The 24,601-nt window shown below is 65.7% G+C and carries 21 protein-coding genes; 13 read left to right on the top strand and 8 right to left on the bottom strand.

The features are described 5' to 3' along the window. Positions 1-148: 148 nt before the first annotated feature. A complete protein-coding gene (locus tag NJT13_RS09235; protein ID WP_254525266.1) occupies positions 149-1,195 on the top strand; it encodes an NAD-dependent epimerase/dehydratase family protein in 1,047 nt (348 codons plus the stop codon). Here the strand turns inward: NJT13_RS09235 and NJT13_RS09230 are convergent, their stop codons facing one another. After that, a complete protein-coding gene (locus tag NJT13_RS09230) occupies positions 1,196-2,224 on the bottom strand; it encodes a peptidase (protein WP_254525265.1) in 1,029 nt (342 codons plus the stop codon). Positions 2,225-2,437: 213 nt separating this feature from the next. On the opposite strand from NJT13_RS09230, the gene NJT13_RS09225 reads away from it, so the two are divergent. After that, positions 2,438-3,499: an NAD(P)-dependent glycerol-1-phosphate dehydrogenase gene (locus tag NJT13_RS09225; RefSeq protein WP_254525264.1), complete on the top strand. Its 1,062-nt coding sequence runs from the start codon at positions 2,438-2,440 to the stop codon at positions 3,497-3,499. Between the two features lie 47 nt (positions 3,500-3,546). Here NJT13_RS09225 and NJT13_RS09220 read toward each other — a convergent pair whose 3' ends face one another. The 5 genes from NJT13_RS09220 to NJT13_RS09200 all read right to left on the bottom strand — a co-directional run bounded on the left by NJT13_RS09220 (position 3,547) and on the right by NJT13_RS09200 (position 9,231). Next, on the bottom strand, positions 3,547-4,362 hold the full coding sequence (locus tag NJT13_RS09220) for an ABC transporter permease subunit (RefSeq protein WP_254525263.1): 816 nt from the start codon (positions 4,360-4,362) through the stop codon (positions 3,547-3,549). Beyond that, complete coding sequence (locus NJT13_RS09215; RefSeq protein ID WP_254525262.1) at positions 4,359-5,300, bottom strand: ABC transporter ATP-binding protein; 942 nt, start codon at positions 5,298-5,300, stop codon at positions 4,359-4,361. Before NJT13_RS09215 ends, NJT13_RS09220 begins: the two co-directional genes overlap by 4 nt. 167 nt (positions 5,301-5,467) lie before the next feature. Beyond that, positions 5,468-6,289: an ABC transporter permease subunit gene (locus NJT13_RS09210; protein ID WP_254525261.1), complete on the bottom strand. Its 822-nt coding sequence runs from the start codon at positions 6,287-6,289 to the stop codon at positions 5,468-5,470. Continuing rightward, positions 6,286-7,230, bottom strand: a complete 945-nt coding sequence (locus NJT13_RS09205) for an ABC transporter ATP-binding protein (protein ID WP_254525260.1) — start codon at positions 7,228-7,230, stop codon at positions 6,286-6,288. The genes NJT13_RS09210 and NJT13_RS09205 overlap by 4 nt, the downstream gene beginning before the upstream one ends. Positions 7,231-7,350: 120 nt before the next feature. Continuing rightward, positions 7,351-9,231, bottom strand: a complete 1,881-nt coding sequence (locus NJT13_RS09200; RefSeq protein ID WP_254525259.1) for a S9 family peptidase — start codon at positions 9,229-9,231, stop codon at positions 7,351-7,353. Positions 9,232-9,492: 261 nt separating this feature from the next. Between NJT13_RS09200 and NJT13_RS09195 the strand changes: the two genes are divergently transcribed. From NJT13_RS09195 to NJT13_RS09180, 4 genes are all read left to right on the top strand, one after another. Beyond that, positions 9,493-9,660 (top strand): hypothetical protein, encoded by a 168-nt coding sequence (locus tag NJT13_RS09195; RefSeq protein ID WP_254525258.1) that lies wholly within the window; start codon positions 9,493-9,495, stop codon positions 9,658-9,660. A gap of 15 nt (positions 9,661-9,675) precedes the next feature. Continuing rightward, entirely contained in the window at positions 9,676-9,894 is a 219-nt protein-coding gene (locus NJT13_RS09190) for a hypothetical protein (RefSeq protein ID WP_254525257.1), read from the top strand. A gap of 114 nt (positions 9,895-10,008) precedes the next feature. Then, complete coding sequence (locus NJT13_RS09185; RefSeq protein WP_254525256.1) at positions 10,009-11,070, top strand: glycosyltransferase family 4 protein; 1,062 nt, start codon at positions 10,009-10,011, stop codon at positions 11,068-11,070. A gap of 107 nt (positions 11,071-11,177) precedes the next feature. Then, positions 11,178-11,582 carry an HIT family protein gene (locus NJT13_RS09180; protein WP_254525255.1) on the top strand — a complete coding sequence of 135 codons (405 nt, stop codon included), beginning with the start codon at positions 11,178-11,180 and terminating at the stop codon, positions 11,580-11,582. Between the two features lie 76 nt (positions 11,583-11,658). Here the strand turns inward: NJT13_RS09180 and trpB are convergent, their stop codons facing one another. Then, positions 11,659-12,810, bottom strand: coding sequence for a tryptophan synthase subunit beta (gene trpB, locus NJT13_RS09175; RefSeq protein ID WP_254525254.1), 1,152 nt, complete (start codon positions 12,808-12,810; stop codon positions 11,659-11,661). A gap of 90 nt (positions 12,811-12,900) precedes the next feature. Further along, complete coding sequence (locus NJT13_RS09170; protein ID WP_254525253.1) at positions 12,901-14,583, bottom strand: NADH-quinone oxidoreductase subunit D; 1,683 nt, start codon at positions 14,581-14,583, stop codon at positions 12,901-12,903. A gap of 264 nt (positions 14,584-14,847) precedes the next feature. Here NJT13_RS09170 and NJT13_RS09165 point away from each other — a divergent pair, with 264 nt between their 5' ends. The 7 genes from NJT13_RS09165 to NJT13_RS09135 all read left to right on the top strand — a co-directional run bounded on the left by NJT13_RS09165 (position 14,848) and on the right by NJT13_RS09135 (position 24,579). Continuing rightward, the gene (locus tag NJT13_RS09165) at positions 14,848-15,783 is read left to right on the top strand and encodes a phosphatase PAP2 family protein (RefSeq protein WP_254525252.1); all 936 of its coding nucleotides are present in this window, start codon (positions 14,848-14,850) and stop codon (positions 15,781-15,783) included. A gap of 53 nt (positions 15,784-15,836) precedes the next feature. Further along, the gene (locus tag NJT13_RS09160) at positions 15,837-16,748 is read left to right on the top strand and encodes an alpha/beta fold hydrolase (protein ID WP_254525251.1); all 912 of its coding nucleotides are present in this window, start codon (positions 15,837-15,839) and stop codon (positions 16,746-16,748) included. Positions 16,749-16,860: 112 nt separating this feature from the next. Further along, positions 16,861-18,450 carry a sulfatase gene (locus NJT13_RS09155; RefSeq protein ID WP_254525250.1) on the top strand — a complete coding sequence of 530 codons (1,590 nt, stop codon included), beginning with the start codon at positions 16,861-16,863 and terminating at the stop codon, positions 18,448-18,450. 316 nt (positions 18,451-18,766) lie between these two features. Next, positions 18,767-19,078 carry an Hsp20/alpha crystallin family protein gene (locus NJT13_RS09150; protein ID WP_254525249.1) on the top strand — a complete coding sequence of 104 codons (312 nt, stop codon included), beginning with the start codon at positions 18,767-18,769 and terminating at the stop codon, positions 19,076-19,078. Between the two features lie 148 nt (positions 19,079-19,226). Further along, positions 19,227-20,519 carry a sialidase family protein gene (locus NJT13_RS09145; protein ID WP_254525248.1) on the top strand — a complete coding sequence of 431 codons (1,293 nt, stop codon included), beginning with the start codon at positions 19,227-19,229 and terminating at the stop codon, positions 20,517-20,519. Between the two features lie 283 nt (positions 20,520-20,802). After that, positions 20,803-21,966, top strand: a complete 1,164-nt coding sequence (locus NJT13_RS09140) for a GNAT family N-acetyltransferase (RefSeq protein ID WP_254525247.1) — start codon at positions 20,803-20,805, stop codon at positions 21,964-21,966. Positions 21,967-22,044: 78 nt separating this feature from the next. Beyond that, positions 22,045-24,579: a heavy metal translocating P-type ATPase gene (locus NJT13_RS09135; protein WP_254525246.1), complete on the top strand. Its 2,535-nt coding sequence runs from the start codon at positions 22,045-22,047 to the stop codon at positions 24,577-24,579. Positions 24,580-24,601 lie beyond the last annotated feature (22 nt).

Raw genomic sequence — 24,601 nt, 5'->3', positions numbered from 1 at the left:
CTACCACGAACGGGCCAATAGAACCCTCCCCTGACCGTCACCGCACTTACTGATTTCCGTCCCCGCGCCGCGCCGAGGTTCGTCGACCGTCATCGACTGTCACGCGCCGGTCCGCCACCGTTTTCTCCCAGAACCGTGACGCCCACACATGGACACCGCGCTCGTCATCGGCGGCACTCGCTTCATCGGTCGGCACCTCGTCGCCGAACTGCTGGATCACGGATACGACGTGACGCTACTCACTCGAGGTAATCGCGAGAATCCGTACGCGGACGACGACCGCGTCGACCACGTCGAGGGCGACAGGACGAACGAGACGGTTCTCGAGGCGGCCGCGACGACGGTCGATCCCGACGCGGTCTTCGACTGCGTCGTCTATCACCCGAGTGACGTCCGGGCTGCAACCCGGATATTCGACGATTCCGAGGCCTACGTCTACGTTTCGAGCGGTGCAGCGTACGGCCGCGAAGAGATTCCCAAGCGGGAAGGCGAAACGCCGCTCGAGACGTGTACGGCCGAACAAGCGGTCGATGACACCTTCGAAACCTACGGCAATCGAAAGGCCGAGGGCGATCGGGCGGCGTTCGCGGCGGCCGAGGACGGAGTCCGTGCGATGGTCGTCCGCCCGCCGATCGTCTACGGGCCACACGACTACACCGAACGGCTGGACTGGTGGATCGACCGCGTCAACCGCTTCGACCGCATCCTCGTTCCGGGGGACGGGACGAATCTCCGCCACCGCGTCTACGTCGCGGACGTCGCCAGCGCGCTCCGGCTCGTCGCCGAACGCGGCGCGGCCGGCGAGGCCTACAACGTCGGCGACCGGCGGCTCGTGACGCTCGCGGAGATGATCGAGTTGATCGCCGAGTCGCTGGGTAACGTGGCGGACAGCCCCACGGAACACGCGAACGGCGAGCAGAGCGAGCCGAGAGCGGGCGACGTCGAACTCGTCCACGCCGGCCCCCGCGAACTCGCGGCCGGCGGGCTCGAACTCGACGACTATCCGCTCTACCGGACCTACCCGCACGTCCTCTCGACGGCAAAACTCGCCGCACTGGGCTGGGAGTCGACACCGCTCGTGGAGGCGATGGACCGGACGGTCGAAGATCACCTCGAGAGCGACCGGAACGGGGACGAAATCGGTCCGGACCGAGAGGCCGAAGAGCGCGTACTCGGCATTCTCGAGACGTTCTGATCAGGCTTCCATCTCTCGAAGTCGCTCGAGCCGTCGTGCCCTCGACGGCGTCGATGCGAGCCGTTCGTGGACCCGGCTCCGATCGTCGGACAGGTTCTGGCCGGTTTCGTACGCGCTCGTGAGGCTATCGGCCTCGGCCGCTCGAGCCGCGCGGCGGTCGGCGGCGAACTCGACGCGCTGGAGGTGCCGGGTGAGGAGCAGCCACGCGAGGACGACGCCCGCGAGTGCGAGCAGAAACGAGACCCAGACGGACAGCGTTACGAACAGGCCGAAGGCCACACTGACGGTGAGCGCCTGTCGCTCGAGGATCTTCGCTTCGTCGGCGGCGCTCAGACGCGCACACAGCGCCGTTAATTCGTCGTCGTCGAGGACGTCGAACGCGTGATCGGTTGCATACACGCGCCTGTTCCAGAACGGTCCGTCGAGATAGAGACCGGCTACCTCGGTTTCACGACCCGGAAATACGCCCTCGATCGTCGCCGTCAGGGAGGCCCGATCGGCCGCGGTCGCCAGTCGCTGCCGGTGATCGTCGGTCGGCTCCGAAATCGCTTGGGTAAGCCGTATTCGGTACTGTGACCAGCTGTAGACGCCGATCGTGAGGACCACGAAGACGACCGGGATCAGCACTGGATGTGGGTCCGACGCACTGAGGAGCACCGACGCGAGTCCGAACACCCCGAGTACGAAGAGTGTCAGTGCGAGGAGATACTTGGCGAGACGGGCGACCGCTGTCGCGGCGCTGATTTCGAGTCCGCGACGCGTTCGTGCGTACGGGAAGATTCCGAGGTACGTCGCGAGGACAACGACGATCGAACCGGCGAATACGGGGGTCCAGACGAGCGGCGTCACGGCTGCCAGTGTCGGATAGACGGCCGACAGCGTGGCCTCGGTCGTCTCGAGCAGTCCGGAACGCGTAAGGGCGATTCCGGCCCCGATTCCGACGAGAAACAGGACTCGGTACGTCCCGCGCGATCGGTGTTCGGTGTCGCCGTCTCGTCGAAGCGAGTACACCCCGTACAGTCTTCCCACACCGTAGCCGATACCGAGCAGGCCGAGTCAGAGTACGGACGCAGCGATCATATTCGAAAATTGGCGTCGGAAATACTATACCATCGGCGATCGGGTCGAAACCAACGGTCGGTCTCGAGCGTCCGGTCCGTCGTCTCGAGTCACGGCGGTGTTCGTATTGACCCCCGCGGTGATGAGGAAAAGCACATGTCCCGTGGGTGTGTCGGGTCAGGTATGTTCGAGAAGTCGACGTGGATCCGCCTCCCGCGAAACGTTGTCGTTGGTCACGGCGTTCGCAGCGAGGTCGTCGACGTGGTCGACGATCTCCATCTGCAGGGGCGGCCGCTGTTCGTCACGAGTCCGACGCCTCGAGAGGTCGCCGCGGACCCGATCGCGGCCGACTTCGAAGCCGCTGGAATCGAGCCAGCCATCGTTACGATCGAAAAGGCGACGTTCGACGCTGTCGAGCGCGTAATCGAGATCGCCGAAACGGAGGCGGCCACGTACCTCGTCGGAATCGGCGGCGGCAAAGCGATCGACATCGCGAAACTCGCGAGCTACCACCTCGAGATGGGCTTTCTCTCCGTCCCGACCGCGGCGAGCCACGACGGAATCGTCAGCAATCGCGGCTCCGTCCCGGACGGGGATTCGCGCCACAGCGTCGCCGCCGAGCCACCGCTCGCGGTCGTCGCCGATACCGGCATTCTCGCCAATGCGCCGTGGGAGCTGACGACGGCTGGCTGTGCCGACATCATCTCCAACTACACCGCCGTGATGGACTGGCGGCTCGCAAAGCGGTTACAAGACGTCGAGTACTCCGAGTACGCGGCCGCCCTCTCGGAAATGACCGCCGAAATCCTCGTGGACAACGCCGACCTGATCCGGCCGGGGCTAGAGGAGTCGGCCTGGATCGTCACGAAGGCGCTCATGTCATCGGGCGTCGCGATGAGCATCGCCGGCTCGTCGCGGCCAGCGAGCGGCGCCGAACACCTCTTTTCTCATCAACTCGACCGGCTGGCGCCCGGCGCCGCCCTCCACGGTCATCAGGTCGGTGTCGGCTCGATCATGACCGCGTATCTCCACGGCGGGGATCGAGGTATCTGGCGAGATATCCGGGCCGCGCTCTCGAGTATCGACGCCCCGACGACCGCAGCCGAACTCGGCATCGACGACGAGACCGTCGTCGAGGCGCTGACGACCTGCCACGAGATCCGCGATCGCTACACGATCCTCGGCGACGGGATGAACGAGCGAGCGGCTCGAGACGTCGCGACGAAAACCGGCGTCATCGACTGATCGATCGAGGAGAGACGAGACGGCCCCCGTTTCGTGGGTAATGGCGATCAACTGATGTCGATGCGCTTGAATCGCCAGAGACCGATCACCACCGGAAACACGATCCAGGCGACCAGGATGGCGATCGCGACTTCTCCCCGCATATACCACGGCGTGCTGGCCGGAATCGACTGCCGCGGAAACACGAGCGGTGTCGCGACGAGGTACGCGGCTGTCGGACTGATGAGAACCTGAACGAACTTGATGTGCAAATCGGGCACTCCGAGGCCGGCGAGATCGTTCAGGAGGAATTTCAGGGTCCGCTCTAGCGGCCCAAAGAGGTTCAACACGTTGGTCACGAAGAAGAAGCCGATCGCGCCGACCATCGCACGCGATCGGGAGGACGCCATGGCGGAAATACCGATCCCGACGGCGACGTAGGTCAGCGTATAGAGGAGCGTCAGGGCCGCGATGCTGGCGAAGAGTTCGGGATCGAGCGTGGCATACCAGTTGAGTGCGAGTCCCCCGCCGATCAGAAACGCACAGATAATCGAGATGGAGACCATGGTCGCCCGGGACAGATACTTTCCGATGACGATGTCGCGACGACTGTTCGGGACCGACAGCAGGTACTTGATACTCTGGGACTCGCGTTCGCCGGCGATCGCGAGGTACGCCGAGACGAGGGCGACCAGCGGGATGAACATCGCACCGACATCGGTCAGATTCACCAGCGCGCTTTGTACGTCCGGGTTCGAAACGGTGTTTTTTTCGGTGTACAAAAACAGAACCACGACGGAAACGTACAGTACGCTCACGGACCAGATAATCCGGGATCGCCAGACGTCGAGGAAGTCCTTCTTCGCGACGGCGTACGTGCTCATGCCGACACCTCGATGGCCGGTTTCTCCCCGTCCCGTTGCTCCCCGTTCGTGTACGTATTGAACAGTTGCTCGAGCGAGACGTTCTCGGAGATGATGTCGTGTATCTCCGTCGCGGACGCGATGTGACGGACGACGTCGACCTTGCTCGCGGAGTCGGTACAGGTCACGGTGATCGTCGTCCCCGTGATGCTGGCCGATCGGACGCCGTCGAGCCGGTGAAGTGCGAGGTTTTTCGGGGCTCGTTCGACCTCGAGCGTGATCGTCGCGTCGAGGTCGAGTTCGCCCTGCAGATCGTTGATCGTCCCGGTCGCGATCAGACTTCCCTCCTTCATGATTCCGACCCGGTCGCAGACGGATTCGACTTCACCGAGAATGTGACTCGAGAAGAAGACGGTCGTCCCCCTGGCGGCTTGCTTCTGTATACTGTTGCGCATCTTTTGTCGCGCCGACGGGTCCAGTCCGGACGAGGGTTCGTCCAGAATCAGCAACTCCGGATCGCCGACCAGCGCCATGGCGTACCCCAGCCGCTGGGCCATCCCTTTCGAGTATTCCCCGACGGGCCGGTATCCGTCGTCGTACAGGCCGACGCGTTTGAGCATCGACCCTGGATCGTCGTCGGCTCCTTTCGTGTCGATGACCCACTTGAGGTGTTCGCGTGCGGTGAGCCGGTCGTACAGGCTCGCATCTTCCGGAAGCACGCCGATCCGATGGCGGATCTCGTCGCTCTCGGTCTGTGCGTCGAGGCCGAGCACCGTCGCCGTTCCGTCGGTCGGTCGGACGAAATCGAGGAGCATATTGATCGTCGTCGACTTCCCCGCGCCGTTCGGACCGAGGAATCCGAACACTTCCCCCTCCTCGACGGTCAGGTCGAGATCGTCGACAGCGAGGACCGACTTGCCATAGCGTTTGGTAAGTTCGGTTGTTTGAATAGCGGTCATAAGTGGGATTTCACATCCGATTACCGTATAGTTTTTGTAGTATAGGGGTCGAACAGATCGTGGTCTCCGTTCGGCCTGACGAACTGAACGGGTCGAGCAGTTCCGGACGAGACGGGAAACCCCGATGGAATCGACCGAATCGATATCGTGCGGGGCGATCGGATTCGTCACCCGAGGCCGGCGCGCTCGAACGTCCAGAGACCGAGTGCGATCGGGACGACGAGCCAGACGAGCTGGATGACGACCATCACCTCGCCCTCGAGAAACCAGGGGATATCTGGCGGAACGGACCGGAACCCGTCGGGGAAGACGAGGCCGGTCGAATTTACGTACGCAACTGTCGGACTGATCAGTGACTGCACGAAGCGGATCTGATTCGCAGCGATATCGAGCCCCGCGAGGTCGTTGAACAGGTACTCGATAGCGAGTCGAAGCGGTCCGAGCAGGTTCAACACGTTGGTCACGAAGAAGAAGCCGATCGCGCCGCCCATCGCACGGGAGCGAGACGACGTCGCGGCGGAGATCCCGATCGCGACGGCGACGTAGGTGAGCGCATAGAGGACCGTCAGTGCCGCGATACCGACGAAGAACGTCGCCTCGAACGTCGGGTACCAGAGCAGCGAGAGGACGGCGCCGATCAGGAACGAACCGAGGATCGAGACCGTAACGATGGTCGTTCGCGTCAGGTACTTCCCGAGAACGACGTCGCGACGGCTGTTGGGTATCGACAGGAGAAACTTCACGCTGCCGGACTCGCGTTCGCCGGCGATCGCGAGGTACGCCGAGACGAGGGCGATCAACGGGATGATCATCGCACCGGTCCCGGTCAAGTTCCACAGCGTGTTCTTGACGTCCGGATTCGGAACGTTGTTCTGTCCGACGAAGAACAGCAGCGCCAGGAAGAAGGCGTAGAGCCCGCCGACGAACCAGATCATCTTGGCCCGCCGGACGTCGAGGAAGTCCTTCTTCGCGACCTCGAGGGTGCTCATGCCGTCACCTCCGGTGCGAGGGCCGCGTCGTCCGCCGACTCCCCGTTCGTGTACGTGTGGAACAGTTGTTCGACCGAGACGTCTTCGGAGATGATGTCGCGAATTTCCGTCGCCGACAGCACTCGACGAACGACGTCGGCTTTCACCGCCGGCTCCGCGCAGGTCGCCGTGATCGTGGTTCCGTCGACCTGAACCGAGCGGACCCCCTCGATGTGCTCGAGTTCGAGGGACTCGGGGACGGCGTCGACTTTCAGGGTGATCGGGACGCCGAGGTCGAGTTCGTCCTGGAGCTCGCCGAGGGTACCGGTCGCGGCCAGGTGCCCCTCGTTCATGATTCCGATCCGGTCGCAGACCGCTTCGACTTCCCCGAGGATGTGACTCGAGAAGAAGACCGTCGTTCCGCGATCCGCCTCCTCGGCGATGATATCGCGCATCTCCTGCATCCCGGCGGGGTCGAGCCCAGAGGACGGCTCGTCGAGAATCAGGAGGTCCGGATCGCCGACCAGCGCCATCCCGAAGCCGAGGCGCTGAGCCATCCCTTTCGAATAGTCGCCGGCGGGGCGGTCTGCGTCGTCGCCGGCGAGGCCGACCCGCTCGAGAATGGCGTCGGGATCGTCGCCGGTCCCTTTCGTGTCGATGACCCACTGGAGGTGCTCGCGGGCCGTGAGTCGGTCGTAGACGCTCACCCCTTCGGGGAGGACGCCGATCCGATGGCGGATCTCGTCCGTGTCGGCCTGTGCGTCGAGGCCGAGCACCGTCGCCGTTCCGTCGGTCGGCCGGACGAAGTCGAGTATCATATTGATCGTCGTCGACTTCCCCGCGCCGTTCGGACCGAGGAATCCGAACACTTCCCCCTCCTCGACGGTGAGGGCGAGATCGTCGACGGCGAGGACCGATTCACCGTATCGTTTGGTTAGACCAATCGTCTGAATGGCGGCCACGGGAAGAGATCCACGCTCCCATCGTGTATATTTTTCTAAATTATTCGCCAGAAACCACTATCGGACACCGGTTGCGCAACCGAATCTGCGATGGACGTTGTCGGACCGCGGGACCGTCTCTCAGACGTGCTCGTCCAGGAAATCTGCGATCGCGGAATAGGCTTCGATTCGGTTCTCGAGCTTCGAGAAGCCGTGCCCCTCGTCGTCGAAGATGAGTTTCCGGACGGGGACCCCGTGCTCGGCGGCTCGGTCGGCGATCTGTTCGGCCTCGTCGACCGGGACGCGGGGATCGTTCTCGCCGTGGAGGACGAAAAGCGGCGCCTCGATGTTTTCGACGGTGTTGATGGGGGAGATGTCCGCCAGGAACTCGCGGTCTTCGGCGAGGGAGCCGTATTCGGCTTCGCGGAGTTCGCGCCGCCAGTCGCCGGTGTTCTCGAGGAAGGTGACGAAGTTCGCGATGCCGACGATGTCGATTCCGGCGGCCCACAGGTCGGGGTACTCGGTCAACGCGGCGAGCACCATGAAACCGCCGTAGGAGCCGCCTTTAGCGGCGATCCGGTCGGGATCGATCGCGGGGTGTGCGGCCAGCCACTCGACGCAGGCCTCGATGTCGGCGACCGAATCCATCCGTTTTTCGACGTCGTCGAGGGCCGCGTACTCGGCGCCGTAGCCCGACGACCCTCGCACGTTCGGCTCGAAGTACGCGTAGCCCCGGTCGAGGAAGTACTGCTTTACGCTCGAGAACGAGGGGCGGCGCTGGCTCTCTGGACCGCCGTGGATGTCGACGATGACGGGTGTGTTCCCCGCCTCGAGATCGTCCGGAAGTGATAGGAAGCCGGGTACCTCGAGGCCGTCGAAACTCTCGACGTGGACGAGTTCGGATTCGTCGAACGACTCGCGAGGGATGCCCGCAGTCGGCGCGCTCGTCCACCGTTTCGCTTCCCCGGTTTCGATATCGACGACGAAGACGTTCGTGTTGACCGTGTCGCCGGCCGTCGAGAGAGCGAACCGCTCCGCGTCCGGATCGAAGCTCACCCCGCCGGAGATGCCGCCCGGAAGATCGGGTTCGGGAAACGTCTCGTACTCGGTGGGGTCGCCGGCGTCGAACTCCCCGACGGTCAACTCGGTGTACCCTTCGACGTTTCGCGAGCAGACGAATCGGCCCGTGTCGTCGTCCAGGGCGATGCCGTCGACGTTCCACCCGTTTCCGTCCATGACGGTCCGAATGCCGCCCGCCTCCGGGTCGCTCCGCATCCCGCCGTCGAGGTCGAGATAGGCCAAATAGAGGGTGTCCGCGTCGGTCCGGGCGCCACCTTCCGTCTCGTCTCCGCGTCCGCCCCTGTCAGTCACGAAGTAGATTCCCTCGCCGTCCGGAGCCCAATTCGCGCTCTGATAGCGGACGTCACCCTCGTGTGGCGTCACGCACTCTAGATCCGGCACGTCGGCCTCGAGGTCGAGGACGTAGAGATCCTGGTCGAAGTTGGAGTACGCCTGCGAGACGAGCAGCCGGGAGTCGTCGGGGCTCCAGCCCGCCAGCGAGAGCCAGCCGTCGCCCTCGTAAACGAGCCGCGCGTCCTCGCCGGTCTCGTCGCGACCCTGGACGTACACGTCGAACACGGACTCGTCGCGGCGGTTCGAAGTGAAGGCGAACCGGTCTCCGTCGTCGCTCCAGCCGCCCCAGCGGTGTTTGGCGTCCGGCATCGCGGTGAGATTCGTTATTTCGCCGGTCGTTGCATCCAGCCGGAACAACTGGGCGCGCTCGTTGCCGCCTTCGTCCATTCCGAAGATCAACTCCGACCGCTCGGGCGACCACGAGGCGAACGTCACCCGCTCCTCGAAGAACGTCCGCTGTTCTGGCCAGGCGCGTGCGGACTCGAGCGTCCAGACCTGCGAGGTACCCGTGGTATCCATCAGAAACGAGAGCTGTTCCCCCTCGGGACCGAACGACGCGCCGTAGGCGCTCCGGACGTTGAGATACCGCTCGATATCGTAGCTGCTCATGCTCCAGCCCTACGGACTCGAGGGGGTAGTCATTTTGGTCGGTGGACCAGCGGGTCGGCGGGTCGGTGGACCAGCGGGTCGGCGGGTCGGTGGATCGGCGGCCACTCGGCAGCGGGACATCGCGTAGGGTACGATTATACCGCCCGCGGTGACGGCCGGGCTCGCCGGAGTCGTCCGTGAGAGGGTCGACTTCGGTGGCAATCGTGGAAGTCGGGTGATTGGTACGATTAACCAAGCCGCCGAGGGTGAACGAAACGCTCGATGGCGGGAGAGCCCGACGCGTCTCCGCTCGGAATCGTACTCGTGACGTCCGCGATCATCCTGTCGGCGTTCGGTGCGACCGTCGCAGCCGTCGGTCCGGAACTGTTCCTCGACGACTCGATCGGTGTGACCGAGAACGACGTCGAACGGGAACCGCTCGGTGCCTAGACTGATGACGGATCGATGACCGGTTCCGAAGATGACGATGCGCGGAGCGACGGCGTCGAGAATCCCGACGAAAGCGACGTCGAAGGCGAGGATAGTGATGGCGACGGCGACGCGGAGGGGGGCGAAGAGAGAGAGCGAGAAGAGGCGGCTGCGGAACGAGACGATGAGGCCGAGGAGGAAGAAGAGCGCGAAGAGGTTGAGGAACGGGAAGAAGAGAGGGAGGAAGAGGGTTGAGGAACGAGAAGAGGAGAGAGCGGATTAGCCCGCCCTCGTTGAGCGAGGACGACCGAACTCGCGGCCAACCGAAACAGGTGGGGTTTTTACCATTCGGTCGCATCTGGCGATCAGATGCAGGTCGCGTTCGTCTCGTTCGAAACGGTTCACCACCGCGACACCGAGACGAACCAGCGGTTCCGGACCGTCCTCGAGATACTTGCCGAGCGCGGCCACGACGTCCACTGTTACTGCGCCGGGTTCTGGGCGGGCGAGGAATCCACGTTCGAACAAAACGACATCACCTATCACGCCGTCTCGACCGGGCTCGAGGCGCGAACCTCGTTCTATCTGCGCCTTCCGTTCGTCCTCGCGGCTGCGAACCCGGACGTGATCCACGCAGCCGCGCAACCGGCGGGTCAGGTTATCGCGGCCCGGTGGGGGTCGACGCTCGCACGCGCCCCGCTGGTCGTCGAGTGGTACGGGGACGGCGGCATCGACGAGACGCGATGGACGCGCCTCGCCACGGGTCGGCCGGACCTGATCGTCACGCCCTCGGAACTCGTGGGAACCTGGGTTCGCGAACACGGCGCCGACGGCGACATCGTCGACCCCGTCCCGAACCCGATCGACTGCGATCTGACACGAGACGTAGGGCCGGGGGAGGCGGTCGACGTAATCTACGCGCGGCGACTCGACGACGGTGCCAACCTCGAGAGCATGTTGTTGGCCCTCGCCGAACTCCGTGATCGCGACTGGTCCGCGTCCGTCATCGGCGACGGCAAGGAACGGGAGACGTACGAGCGCCTCGCGAGCGACCTCAGGATCGACGACCGCGTGACGTTCCTCGGGGAACTGTCGCTCGAAGAGCGAATCGCGGCCTATCGCGGGGCTCACGTCTTCGCCCAGACCGCCGAACGCTGCGTGTTCCCGACGGAGATGCTCTGGGCGCTCGCCGCCGGCTGTGTCGGCATCGTCGAGTATCACGCGAACTCGAGCGCTCACGAACTCGTCGAGGGCTGGAACCGCGGATTCCGAACCACGAGCGAAGCGGAACTGGGCGAAGCCATCCTCGCAGCGGGCGATCTCGAACACCGCGAGTACGACGATCGGTTCGCCGACTACGACCGGTCGGCCGTCGCGGACCGATATCTCGAGTCGTACCGGGCGCTCCAGGAGGACCACGGTATCCTTTGATTACGCACCATCCGTCCGCTCGCCCGCGGCGATCGTGCGTGGGATCGGACGAGCCTCCGTCGAGCGGAGGTACCTATTTGTTGGTTCGAGAGAGAGAAAGTCCGGCCATGGTCGACACCTGCGAGTTCTGCCGCCTCATCGACGGCGATCGCCCGGCGCACGTTCTCTTCGAGGACGATCGGACGATCGCGTTTCTCGACCGCCGGCCGGCCGTGACGGGACACACCCTCGTGGTTCCGCGCGTCCACGAAGCGGAGATTCTGACCATCGACGAACCGACCTCGACGGCCGTCTTCGAGACGGCCCGGACCGTCGCGAGCGCAATCGAGGAGACGCTCGAACCGGACGGGTTCAGCATGTTTCACACCAGCGGCCCGCTGGTCGGAACCGTCGAACACGCACACGTTCACATCGTGCTCCGGTTTGCGGACGACGACGTGTCGCTGTCCCGAAGTCGCCTCGATCTCGACGACGCGACCGCGCTGACGGCTCGCCTTCGAGCGGTCCTGTGACGAACGGGTCTCTTCGAGTTCGGGCCCGCGAACAGGACCGTCAGAAATCGTCGATGACCGTCGACGGGGCCGACGATCAGAGGTCGAACTTCGCGGCCGCCGTCTTCATGTCTTTGTCGCCGCGCCCGGAGAGGTTCACGAGGATCGTGTCGTGGTCCCCTGCCTCGGCCAGTTCGATCGCGCGAGCGATCGCGTGGCTGGACTCGAGCGCGGGGATGATCCCTTCGGTCTCGCTGAGTTCGCGGAAGGCGGCGAGCGCCTCGTCGTCGGTGACGCCCTGGTACTCACAGCGGCCGACGGCGCGGTACATCGCGTGCTCGGGGCCAACCCCGGGGTAATCGAGCCCCGCGGAGACGGAGTGGACCTCGACGTCCTCGTCGATGACTCGCGTTTTCATCCCGTGGATGACGTCGTCCTGGCCCTTCGCGAGTGGAGCGGCGTGTCGACTCGAGTCGGCCCCTTCGCCACCGCCTTCCGCGCCGTAGAACTCGACGTCGTCGTCCCGGAACGCGTGGAAGAGTCCGATCGCGTTCGAACCGCCGCCGACGCAGGCGACCGCCGCGTCGGGCAGGTCGCCCGTCCGCTCCCGGATCTGTTCGCGCGCTTCCCGACCGATGACGCTCTGGAAGTCTCGAACCATCCGCGGGAAGGGGTCCGGCCCGACGACGCTGCCGACCAGGTAGTGCGTATTGTCGACGTTCTGGGCGAAGTCCTCGAGTGCCGCGTCGACGGCGTCGGCCAACCCCTCGTTGCCGCGGGTCACCTCGTTGACCTCGGCGCCCATCAGCCGCATCCGGAAGACGTTCATCTCCTGGCGCTCGATATCTTTCTTCCCCATGTAGATCTCCGTGTCGAGGTCGAGCAAGGCGCCGACCATCGCGGTCGCGGTGCCGTGTTGGCCCGCGCCGGTTTCCGCGATCAGGCGGTCCCGGCCGGCCCGCTTCGCGAGTAGCGCCTGTCCGAGACAGTTGTTGATCTTGTGTGCGCCGCCGTGGAGCAGGTCCTCGCGTTTGAGGTACAGCTCAGCGCCGTAGCGCTCGCTCAGGTTGCGCGCGTAGTACAGGGGACTGGGTCGGCCCGCGAACTCCTCTAAGAGGCTGCGCAGTTCGGACTGAAACGCGTCGGTCTCGGCGACCTCGTCGTAGGCCGTCGCCAGTTCCTCGAGCGGCTCCCGAAGCGGCTCGGGAACGTGTCTCCCACCATATCCTTCGAACTCTCCGTTGGACATATGCCGGTGGATTGCGCGCTCACCGTCAAATATGTTCTGTGCTGACGCGGCGAACGGACGACTCGCTCCCGTCTCAGCACGACGGCCCGTTCACCGATCGACGCTCCCGAGAACGATGTCGAGGCTTCCCAGTGACGCGATCAGATCCGGGACGTACTCGTCTTCTGCCATTTCCGGCAGCGCGGAGAGGTTGTGGAAACACGGGCTGCGGATCTTGAATCGGGCCGGCGAGTTCGACCCGTCCGCGCGGATGTAGATTCCGAGTTCGCCCTTCGCGCTCTCGACGGCACGATAGGTTTCGGTCCCCGCGTCCGGTTTCAGCGTCCGCGGGACGTTGCTCTGGACCGTCCGCTCGTCCTCGGGCCAGTCTTCGACGAGGTCGAGACACTGTTCGACGATCTTCGCGGACTCCTCGACTTCGCGCATCCGGACGAGAACCCGCGCGTAATTGTCACAGCCGTCTTCCGTGACGACGTCCCACTCTATATTCTCGTAGTAGCCGTAGGGATCGTCCCGACGGAGATCGTAGTCGATGCCGGATCCACGGGCGACCGGGCCGGTACAGCCGTACTGCTTGGCGACCTCGGGCTCTAAGATGCCGGTGTCGACCGTTCGTACCTGGAAGATTTCGTTGCCGGTGAGGAGGTCGTGATACTCGTCGACTTTCGCGGGCAATTCGTCCAAGAAGTCTCGGCACTGTTCGACGAACTGCTCGCGGGGTTCGGGCAGGTCCCAGCAGACGCCGCCGAGTCGGAAGAAATAGAACATCATTCGCTGACCGGTCAGGTCTTCGAGGATGTCCTGGACGACCTCCCGGTCGCGCATGGCGTACTGGAAGATGGCGGTGAAGTCGCCGTAGACGTCCAGCGCGAACGTGGCCAGCGCGAGGAAGTGGCCGAGCATCCGCCCGAATTCGGTGGCCATCGTTCGCAGAACTTGCGCGTAGGCGGGCACCTCGATGTCGGCGACGTCCTCGATCGCGCGGGCGACCGCCCACTCGTTGGGGAGGTTGGCCGTGTAATCCCACCGATTCGAGTAGGGAATGATCTGGTGTCGATAGGTTCCGTTCTCGCACATCTGCTCCTCGCAGCGGTGCAGATAGCCGATATCGGGCCGCACGTCCGCGACCGTCTCGCCGTCGAGTACCGTCTCGAGGTGGAGGACGCCGTGTGTCGCCGGATGGTGGGGGCCGATGTTGAGCAGCATGGTCTCCGATTCGCGGTCGCGATGGGCCGCCTGGAGCGGATTCACGTGTTCGGCGTATCGGACGACCTGCGGTTTGTCCTGATCGTACTCGAGCGCGAGCGGGTGGCCCTGCCAGGATTCCGGGAGGAGAATCCGCCGGAGACCCGGGTGGCCGTCGTACTCGATGCCGACGAGGTCGAACGCCTCGCGCTCGTGCCAGTCGGCCGTTCGGAACGCGGGTTCTGCGGACCCGCAGGTCGGCTCGTCGGTCGGGAGCGGGACGACCAGCGTGACCTCGTGCGTGCGCTGGTCGTACTTCGTCATGTGGACGATCGACTCGTAGCGGTCCTGGTACTGCTGGGCCGTGAGACACGAGAGGTGACCGAACCCCGCCTCGTCGCGCAGCAGCCGGATCACCTCCTGGACCTCGTCCGGCCGGATGACGAAGGCGGGCGCGTTCTCGTGTTCGTCACGCCCGATCGCGTACTCGTCGAGCAGGGACTCGAGGACGGACTCTTGGACGCCCGTCTCGCGTCGGTGGTCGTACTCCGGATCGATCTCGCGTTCGGGCACTGGTGTCTCGCTCATTGAACTCCCCTCTCGATGCCGGTGACGCCGGTCCCGATACCCTACAGGTGACGCGAAGATGAGGATTTTCCCGTCTCGTACTGACTCTCGCTCGAGCCGGAACGTAGCGCCGGTTCGTCGACCGGACCGATGGTTTCGCTCGACTACCCGACCGAGGGGACCGCCCGATCACCGGAACGCTGGCGCTGACTCGTCCTCGAGACTTCGTTTGGTGTTCGTTCCCACCGGAATCGTTTATGTATCCCGTCGCACGTAACGTGACATATGACCCGCGGGTTAGACTGGTTCGACGCGTTCCGAGACGTCGCACCGGACTGGAGCGTCGTCCTGCTCGGGCTCGTCACCCAGCTCGGCGACGTCTGGTTTCTCGGATTGCTCGTCGGGCTCGTCTACTGGACCGACAGGGCGGACCGCGACGAGGCCGCGGCTATCCTCGGGATCACGCTCGCCGGGTTATCGCTCATCACGGCGCTGAAAGCGGTCTTCGCGCTCCCGCGGCCGGAACGCGTGCTCGTGGAGGTCGGAACGCTGCCGGAGCTGGCACGGCCGCTCTACGAGGCGACCACGACGGCGACCGGCTACGGGTTTCCGAGCGGCCACGCGCTCATGTCGACGGTCGTGTACCTGACTCTGGCCGAATACTGGTCCGTCAGCACACGCCGTCGCCGGTACCTCGTCGCAGGAGCGGTCGTGACCGCCGTCTGCCTCTCCCGGATCGGCCTCGGCGTTCACTATCTCGTCGACGTCGTCGCCGGCGCGGGCGCCGGGCTCGCATTTCTACTCCTGACCCGACCACTGCTGGACCGATATCCGGCCCACCGCGGGACGCTCGGATTCGCAATCGCGGTCGGAATTTCCACCGTCGCCCTCGTCGTCTCCGACGTGACTCCGGACGCCGTCCTCTTGTTCGGCGCATCGCTCGGGGCGTTCGCGGGTTGGCAGTTCGCCGTCCTCGTTAGAGCGCGAGAGACGGGCCGCGGCCCGATCCGAACCAGCCGTCCGCTCACCGCCAGAGCGATCGGCGTGGTCCTCTCGGTCGTCGTCCTCGTCGCCGTGACGACGTCCTTCGGTCCCGTTTCACTGGCGGCTCGGAGCATCGCGCTCGGTGCCGTCGCCGCGGCTTTCGTCTCGATTCCGATCGTCTCCAGGAGCGAGCGGGTCCGAAACCGAGGGCGGCGGTCGCCGTCCGGTTCGCAGTGAGGTGACGTCCTCGGAGACGGTCGGCACGTGCGTTCCCACCACCGAACTACCACATGAACCGTCACGAACTCGTCGACAGCGCCACCGTTACCGTCAGCGCACTGGTGCTTCGAGGACACACGTTCTTCTCGCGGAGCCTCGCGAGCCCGCACATCGGTGACGCACTGTCGGATACCTCGCTCACGCTCGACGCGGGTGCCAGTTCCGGGACACGCGACGTCGTCGCCGAGACGCCCGCAGGTCGGTTTCGAAGTGCGTATCGCGCCTGGCAGTGGCACGGCGACGATGCCCCGACGCTGATATACCACCACGGGAGCGGCGAAGATCCGTTCGATTTCGGACGGTTCGGCTCGAACTCGTTCGAGCGGCTGTTCGCGACCGACGCGTGGGACGTTCCCGCGAACGTGATCGCCGTCCGTGCGCCGTTTCACGACCGATCCAGCCTTGACTACGCCCGGTCGATGGGCGACCTCGCGAATTTCGTCGGCATGTGTGTGACGTCGACCGCCCTCGTCGATGCGCTGACCGGGCGTCTGCATGATCGCGGACATCCCGCGGTGGTCGTTTCCGGTCTCAGCCTCGGCGGCTGGATAACGAACCTCCACCGTGCGTTCTTCGGGACGGCGGACGGATACGCCCCTCTTTTCGCCGGCGCGTCCCTCGGCGAGATGTTCGTCTCCTCGGTGTATCGGAAGATGACCGGATCGAGGGCGCGTGACAACCCCGATCGACTTCGGGAAGTGCTGGATTTCGACCGTGCCTTCCTCGAGAATACGGCCGCGGACTGCACGCCACTGCTCGCACGGTACGACCGGATCGTCGAGTTCGAAACGCAACGACACTGTTACGATGAACTGTCGCTCGCCACGCTCGAGAAAGGCCACGTCACCGGATCGCTCGCGACCGACCGTCTTCGAGAGCACGTTCGGGGGGCTATCGATGGGGCGACGCCCTCGCGGACGTAGCTCGATCCGGTCGCCGGAGTGACACGTTCTCGGCGAAGCGACGATATCTCGGATTATCTCCCTGCATACTCCGGGCCTGTGACCTTCCCCACGTGACGTGGAGGGAAGGTATATGTCGGAATCCAACGGACGTGACGGCGAATCACATAGTACTGTGCGGAACGTAGTTTTCGTCGTTCTCGATACGGCCCGCGCCAGGAGCGTCGGGATCCAGTCGATCGCGGACGAGCGGGTTGTGGCGGGGGACGGCCGAACTGAGACGAGTCCCGCTTCCGTCGATCGGGACGTCGCGAGCGCGGACGGTACGGGCGCGAGCGAAACGCCAGCCCTGTCCCGGCTCGCCGAGGACGGGACCGCGTTTACGAACGCGTTCGCGACCGCCCCCTGGACGTTGCCCTCTCACGCGTCGTTTTTCACCGGGACGTACCCCTCCGAGCACGGCACGCACGGCGGTCACACCTATCTCGACGACGACCTTCGAACCCTTCCCGAAGCGTTCGCGGACGCCGGCGTTCGGACGATCGGCGTCTCGAACAACACCTGGATCACCGAGGAATTCGGTTTCCATCGCGGGTTCGACGATCTTCGAAAGGGCTGGCAATTCATTCAATCCGACGCCGATATGGGGGCGGTCGTTCGCGGCGAGAATCTTCGCGAGAAGATCGAGGCGACTCGAAACCGACTCCTGGACGGCAATCCGTTCGTCAACGCGGCGAATATCCTCTACAGCGAGTTGTTCCAGCCGGCCGGCGACGACGGTGCCGCTCGGTCGACGGACTGGATCGCCGACTGGCTGACGGACCGCGGGGACGACCGACCGTTTTTCCTCTTTTGTAACTTCATCGAACCACACGTTCAGTACGATCCGCCGAAAGAGTACGCGAAACGGTTTCTCCCCGACGGCGCCAGCCTCGAAGACGCGACCGCGATCCGCCAGGATCCCCGCGCGTTCGACTGCGAGGACTACGACATCTCCGACGACGAATTCGCCGTGCTCCGGGGGCTTTACCGGGCCGAACTCGCCTACGTCGATCGCCACGTCGGCCGACTCAGAGCCGCACTCGAGGCCGCGGGCGAGTGGGACGACACGCTGTTCGTCGTCTGTGGCGATCACGGCGAACACATCGGCGAGCACGGGTTTTTCGGTCACCAGTACAACCTCTACGACACGCTGTTGCACGTCCCGCTCGTCTGTCACGGCGGCCCCTTTACCGACGGAGAAAAACGCGACGACCTCGTCCAGTTGCTCGACCTCCCCGCCACGCTCCTCGAGACGGCCGGCATCGACGATCCGAAACTGCGCGAGCAGTGGTCGAGCCGGTCGTTCCACCCCGACTCCGAATCGGAGTCGCGCGACGCCGTCTTCGCGGAGTACGTCTCCCCGCAGCCCTCGATCGACCGCCTCGAGGCCCGCTTCGGCGACATTCCCGACCGGGTGCGGGCGTTCGATCGGCGGCTGCGCGCGGTCCGGACGGACGACTACAAGTACGTGCGCGGCGACGACGGCTTCGAGCGCCTCCACCACGTCCCGACCGACCCGCTCGAGGAGACGGACATCAGCGACGACGATCCACAGCGGGTGCGGGAGTTCAGTCGGCGACTCGAGGCACAGTTCGAACCGCTCTCGACGGCCGAGGAAACGGCCGGCGTCGCGATGCGCGAGGGGACGAAAGAGCGGCTTGCGGACCTGGGCTATCTGTGACGTAGCGGTGTCCGTACGGACAACCCTCGCTGGCTCGTTCGTGCAGACCGGTCGGATCCCGAACCCGAAGTCAGTTCACGACGTGCGCGTTATCCATTCGAGTAGCCGACACGGTCATGTTTGTCTGCGGGCGCGCGCGGCGGGTTGCGTCACCGAACCCGGTCGCACGGTCGGTACGACGACGCGTTCACCGCCGCTCCGCGTTCGGCGCTCGCGCTCGCCATCGAGCGCGAATTCTACGGTCGCCCCGACGACGGTATCAAACGTACAATCGTACACGTGGAAGTGTTTGGAACAGCCGTCGAAACGCCGTCCCGTGACCTCCGCTCTGCCTCCCGAATCGGCGTCGTTCCCGTTCCCGACGCAGATCGTCTACGAGGAATCGGCCAACCGTCTCCGCGTCACCGTCGACGTCGCGCCCGCGACCGTCGACGATCTGACGGTCGAAGTCGGCCCGAGCCGCCTCCGTATCGCGGTCGACCGCGGCGACGAGATCGCCGACCGGACCATCACGCCGCTCCCGCGCCACCTCGTGTTCGGCGACGACCGCGAGGGGAGATGCAACAACGGCGTTCTCAGTCTCTCGCTCGAGACGAGACCACGCCGCCGATCGCGTCGGACTCGGTGACCGCCGGCGGGCGTGGGTCGAGCCATCTCCAGCGACTCGGTGCGTGAATCGAGAGCGACTTCGGAGTCCGATCCGGCGGTCGCGTGCCTGCAGCACGTTTTTGCTCGCCAGTCCGATAGGCGGACTCGAGCGGCCAGGCACGTCGACGATGGCTACCCACAACGCGCGCTCCGGCGACGGGTTCGTTCCGTTCTTTCGCAGGTATACGACCACGTGGGTCCACGCGGTCGCGACGGCGGGTATGACCGCCTTCGGGACGCTGACGATCGTCCACCGGCTGTTCGTCCTCCCGGCGATCGCCTCGTACGTCCTGCCGCCGATCGTGCTGTACCTTCGACAACCGCCAGCGGAGGAGGGGGAACGAGAGGATCGGACGGGGCCCGCAGAGCGAATGGAACGGGCGCGCGAGGACGAAGACGCCGATCGGGTGTCGCCGGAACGGACGGCGATCGTGACGACGGAGGGCTCAGCCACCGACTCCGGGACTTCACCGGCCGAAGCCGACGAAGCGGCGCCCGAGGGAGCGGACGAATCGGAGCGCACTCGCGACTGGACCGTCGTCGACGTCCCCACGGAAACGACGCTCAACGACGTCTGCGTCACCGAAACCGGTGCGGTCTACGCGGTCGGCGACGACGGACTGGTTCTCGCCGCTTCGGCCGCCGACGATGACGCCGAAAGCGAGTGGTCGATCGCCCTCGCGGACGGACCGGCGGCTGCGGGAGAGGACCTCTCCGGGGTCGACGCCACGTCCGATGGCGAGGCGGTCTGGATCGCGGGCGATAGCGGCGCCGTCGGTCGGCTCGAGGCCGACACCGACCGTCACGAGGACTACACGGCACCCGCGGGGATCACCGACAACTGGCCCGGGGTCGCCGTCGGCGGTGTGGGCGGCGACGAAACGATCTTGTTGATCAACGGCTCGGGCGCGGTCTGCCGCGGGCGCTATCGCGACGGCGACGTTTCGTGGGACGACCCCGTCACGCCCGGCGACGGCTCGAGCCTGAGCGGGATCGCCCTCGCCGATGCGTCGGTCGGCTACTGCTGCGATACGAACGACGGCGTCTTCGAGACGACGGACGGCGGCAAATCGTTCGACGGCGTCGGTCCCGTCGGCGCGGGCGGGACGCTCGAGACCCTCGCCACGCTCGGGCGGGGTGACTGCCTGGTGAGCGCGGACGACGGCGTCGTCCACCGCCGCGGAACGTCGACGTGGACTCCCGAGCGGGTCGGCGAGGAGGCCGTCTGCGGAATCGCGCGCCGCGAGGGGGAGACGATCGCCTGCGACGCGGACGGGGCGATCTACGAACGGGATTCGACGGCCCAGTGGGAGCGGGTCGAAACTCGCTCGCCGGAGTCGCTGCTTTCCGTTTCTACCGATTCGGCAGGGAAGCGGGCCGTGGCCGTCGGCGAGAACGGGTCCGCCGTCGAACGGCGCTGACTCGGGTGCACGGAGGCCGGTCGGCAAGAACGGGGTTCGCGTGAGAGGTCGTCGTTGCGCGTTTCGTGTCGTCTCGGTCGCATTCGAAAATCGAACGAAAGGGGGTCACACTAAGCTGCGCTCGTTCGATAGTACTCCCCGTCGAGCGGTTTGTCAACCTGTCGAAATGGGCGTATTCAAGGCGAACCAGTATTCCGCTCTCGGGCGAACAGTTACCAGTCACGGCCACGCGGCGGGACGTCTCCGAGTTCGTCCCGCTCTCGGGCGTGAACCGTCCCTGCCCATGAACGCACCTCTCCGTACGGCGTCACAGTACACCGTCCGAGCGTTCGAGCCCAGCGATCGAGCGACGTTCCTGTCGATGTTCGAAACCGTGTTCGGTCACGACAGAAGCCCCGGCTGGTTCCGCTGGAAGTTCCGCGAGAACCCGTACGTCGATCACGTCCCGATTATCGTCGCGACCGCCGACGGCGATCCGATCGGCTTCCGGTCGTTCTTCGCCCAGGAGATGTCCCTCGGCGGCATCGTTCGAACGGCGTTCCAGCCCTGCGATACGATGGTTCACCCGGACCACCGCGAACGCGGCGTGTTCGCTCGCTTGAACGAGCGGGCGATCGAGCGCTACACGGCCGGCCCGCCGTCGTTTTTCTTCAACTTCCCGAACGAGAACTCGTTGCCGGGGAACCTCGCTTCCGGCTGGCAGGAAATCGGAACCGTCCCCGCCTACTACCGGCCGCAGAACCCCGTCGACGCCCTCGAGGAGCGGATCGTCGAGCCGCCGGCAGCCGCCACGGACGGACGCACCGACGAAGCGGGACCGATCACCGACGCGCGGCCGACCGACCACGGTCGCCCGAGCAACGGACTCGCGGAGGTGCTCGAGGGAACGATTACGCGTGCCCATCGCGCCGGTGACCGGTTGTTCGTCGACTTCGACGACGAGCGAGGTGTCGAATACTACGGGACGCCACCGACCGAGACGCTCGCAACGATCTATCGGCGATCGATCCCCGACGGGATCCACACGAACAGGACGGCGGACTTTTACCGGTGGCGGTTCGCCAACCCCGCCCACTCGTATCTGACCTACGTCGCTCGACGGGACGGCGATCCGGTCGCCGCACTCGTCCTCTCGACCGGTGCCGACCGCGCCCGGATCGTCGAGACGCTGCCGCGGACGATCGAACCCGAACGAGTGGCGCTCAACCGCCTCCTCGTGGCGGCGATCGACGACTTCGCCGACAGGCGCTATCTCACCGCGTTCGGTGAGACGATGCCGACACCCCTTCGGTTCCGGTTCTATCCGGATACCCGACTGCCGCTGTCGGCGCTGGTTCGACCGTCGTCACGGACCCTCCTCGCACGCGATCTCGGCGACGGACTCGACCTCGAGTCCAGCCCGATCGACGGATGGACGCTCTCCCGACTCGACCTGGATACGACGTGACGGCGGCCGTTTCTCCCCGCCTGCCGACGATCGGTCGGATCGGTCACCGTTATTGCCGTCGAACCCGCAGTGGCGACTGTGACCGATCGACCCAACGGGAGCGACCGGCCGGACCGCTGTCGGCTGTGCGGGGCGACGCTGTCCCAGCGGGAAGGCGGGTCGGTATCGGACGACTTCTGTTCGACCGGCTGCCGGGACGTCGCTGCAGCGTACGGTGTGAGCGAGGACGGAAACGAACTCGGGTCCTCCGCCCCCGATCCGGGTTCGACCGCGAGTGCGGACGACGAGCGGCGGGACGGACACGACGGAACGGTCCGCACGTTCCTCCGGGTCGACGGCATGCACTCGGCGACCTGCGAGGCGTTCCTCGAGTCCGTCGCCGCGGAACGTGACGGCGTCGTCGAGGCCGAGGCGAGTTACGTCACGGAGACGATCCGCGTCGATCACGATCCCGACCGGATCACGGCGGGGACGCTCGAGGACGCGCTGAGTACGCTCGGCTACACGGCCTACTTGCGGGAGGACGCGACCGCCGACGACGAGACGGGCGGGACGCGGCGCTCCCGCGAGATGTCCGGTCTCCGGAAGCGCCGCGCCGACGACATGCTCGAGATGCGGTACGTGGTGGGGGTCGTCTTCGGATCGTTCCTCCTGCTTCCGTTCGTGGCGATCCTCTATCCGATGTTTCTGACGTCGTTTACCGACTGGGGCGCGATCTCGCACTTCGAGAACGCGTTCACCGGCTTCAGCGGGACGTTGTACCTGCCCCTGTTCGTGGTGTTGACGGGGGCGATCCTCTACCTGACCGGCGGCCCGCTCCTGCGAGGGGCCTCCGTCAGCCTGAAACTCCGGCGACCGACGACGGATCTGCTCGCGGCGCTGACGATCGTCAGCGCGTACCTCTACAGCGTCATCACCACCGGCCTCGGCGGGACCCACCTCTACTTCGATCTGACGATCGTCGTCGCCTCGATCGTGATGGGCGCCACGTACTACGAGACGACGGTCAAGCGACGCGCCACGGATCGATTGACCGACCTCACCGTCTCGCAGGTCGACACGGCCCGGCTGTACGCCTCGGACGGGTCGACGACCGAGCTTCCCGTCTCGGACCTCGAGTCCGGCGATCGAGTACTCGTCCGCGAGGGCGAGCGCATTCCCGTCGACGGGACGCTCGCCGAAGGCGAGTGTGCGGTCGACGAGGCCGTCGTGACGGGGGAGTCGCTCCCGGTCACGAAACGCGCGGGTGACGAGGTCGTCGGTGGCTCGGTCGTCACGACCGACGCGGCGATCGTCGACGTCGGAGAGCGGACGACCAGCAGCATCGAGCAACTGACGCAGGTGGTCTGGAACGTTCAGAGCGCGGACCACGGCATCACGCGCCGCGCGAACGAAGTCGCTGCGGTCATCGTTCCGATCGTCCTCGCCGCCGCCGCCCTCGTGGGCGCGATCTCGATCTTCACCGACCCGGGCGTAAAGAGCGTCGTACTGGCCGTCCTCATGACGTTCATGGTCGCGAGTCCGTGGGCGCTCGCCTTCGCGACGCCGTATACCGTCGCGACGAGCCTTCAAGAAGCCTTAGAGCGCGGAATCGTCGTCTTCGACGAGACGATCTTCGAGCGCTTGCGCGCGATCGACGTCGTCGTGTTCGACAAGACCGGCACGCTCACCAGCGGCGAGATGAGCGTCCGCGAAGCCGACGCGCCGGACGAGTTGCTCGAGGCCGCTGCGGCCCTCGAGCGGCGTGCGGCCCATCCGGCGGCGACGGCGATCGCGGACGCCTTCGACGCGGACGCGGGCCGCGACGATGACGCGAACGACGGCCCCCAGGATACGACTCGCGCGGACGGCGGGTCGGCCGCGTCCGGCGGGATGGACGTCCAGGACTTTCAGACGCACGCGACGGGTGTGGAGGGATCCGTCGACGGGCGAACGGTACTCGTCGGCCACCCCGATCTCTTCCGGGACCGCGGCTGGACGATCGGCGACGCGCTCTGCGAGCGAATCGACGGCGCTCGAGCGGCCGGTCGACTGCCCGTCGTCGTCGGTCGGGACGGCGAGGCGGACGGGATCGTCGTCGTGGGTGACGACCCCCGCGAGGCCTGGGACGAGACCATCACGGCGCTGAACGAAACCGGGATCGACGTCGTGGTGCTGACCGGCGACGACGGGACGGCCGCCGACGTCTTCGATCGGCATCCGGGCGTCGATCGCGTCTTCGCCGGCGTCTCGCCGGACGGAAAGACGGCGGCGGTCAGGCGGATGCGAGCGGACAATCGGGTCGCGATGGTCGGCGACGGGACGAACGACGCGCCCGCGCTCGCCGCGGCGGATCTCGGTATCTCGCTGGGAAGCGGGACCGCACTCGCCGCCGACGCGGCCGACGTCGCCATCGCCGACGACGACCTCGCCGCGGTCGAACGGGCGTTCGCGCTAGCGACGGCGGCCCGAACGCGCATCAGGCAGAACATCGGGCTCGCGTTTGTCTACAACGCACTCGCGATCCCCGCCGCCGTTCTCGGCGTCGTGAACCCGCTCGTGACGACCGTCGCCGTCGTGGCGGGCGCCCTGCTCATCGTCGGCAACGCCGAGCGGTCGCTCGTCGACGAGTGAGGGCACCCCCCGCCGAGACGCC

This window comes from Natrinema caseinilyticum (assembly GCF_024227435.1).
GTDB classification, from domain to species: domain Archaea; phylum Halobacteriota; class Halobacteria; order Halobacteriales; family Natrialbaceae; genus Natrinema; species Natrinema caseinilyticum.
Note: the sequence above shows the minus strand (reverse complement) of the source record. Positions and strands in the feature narration are given on the sequence as shown.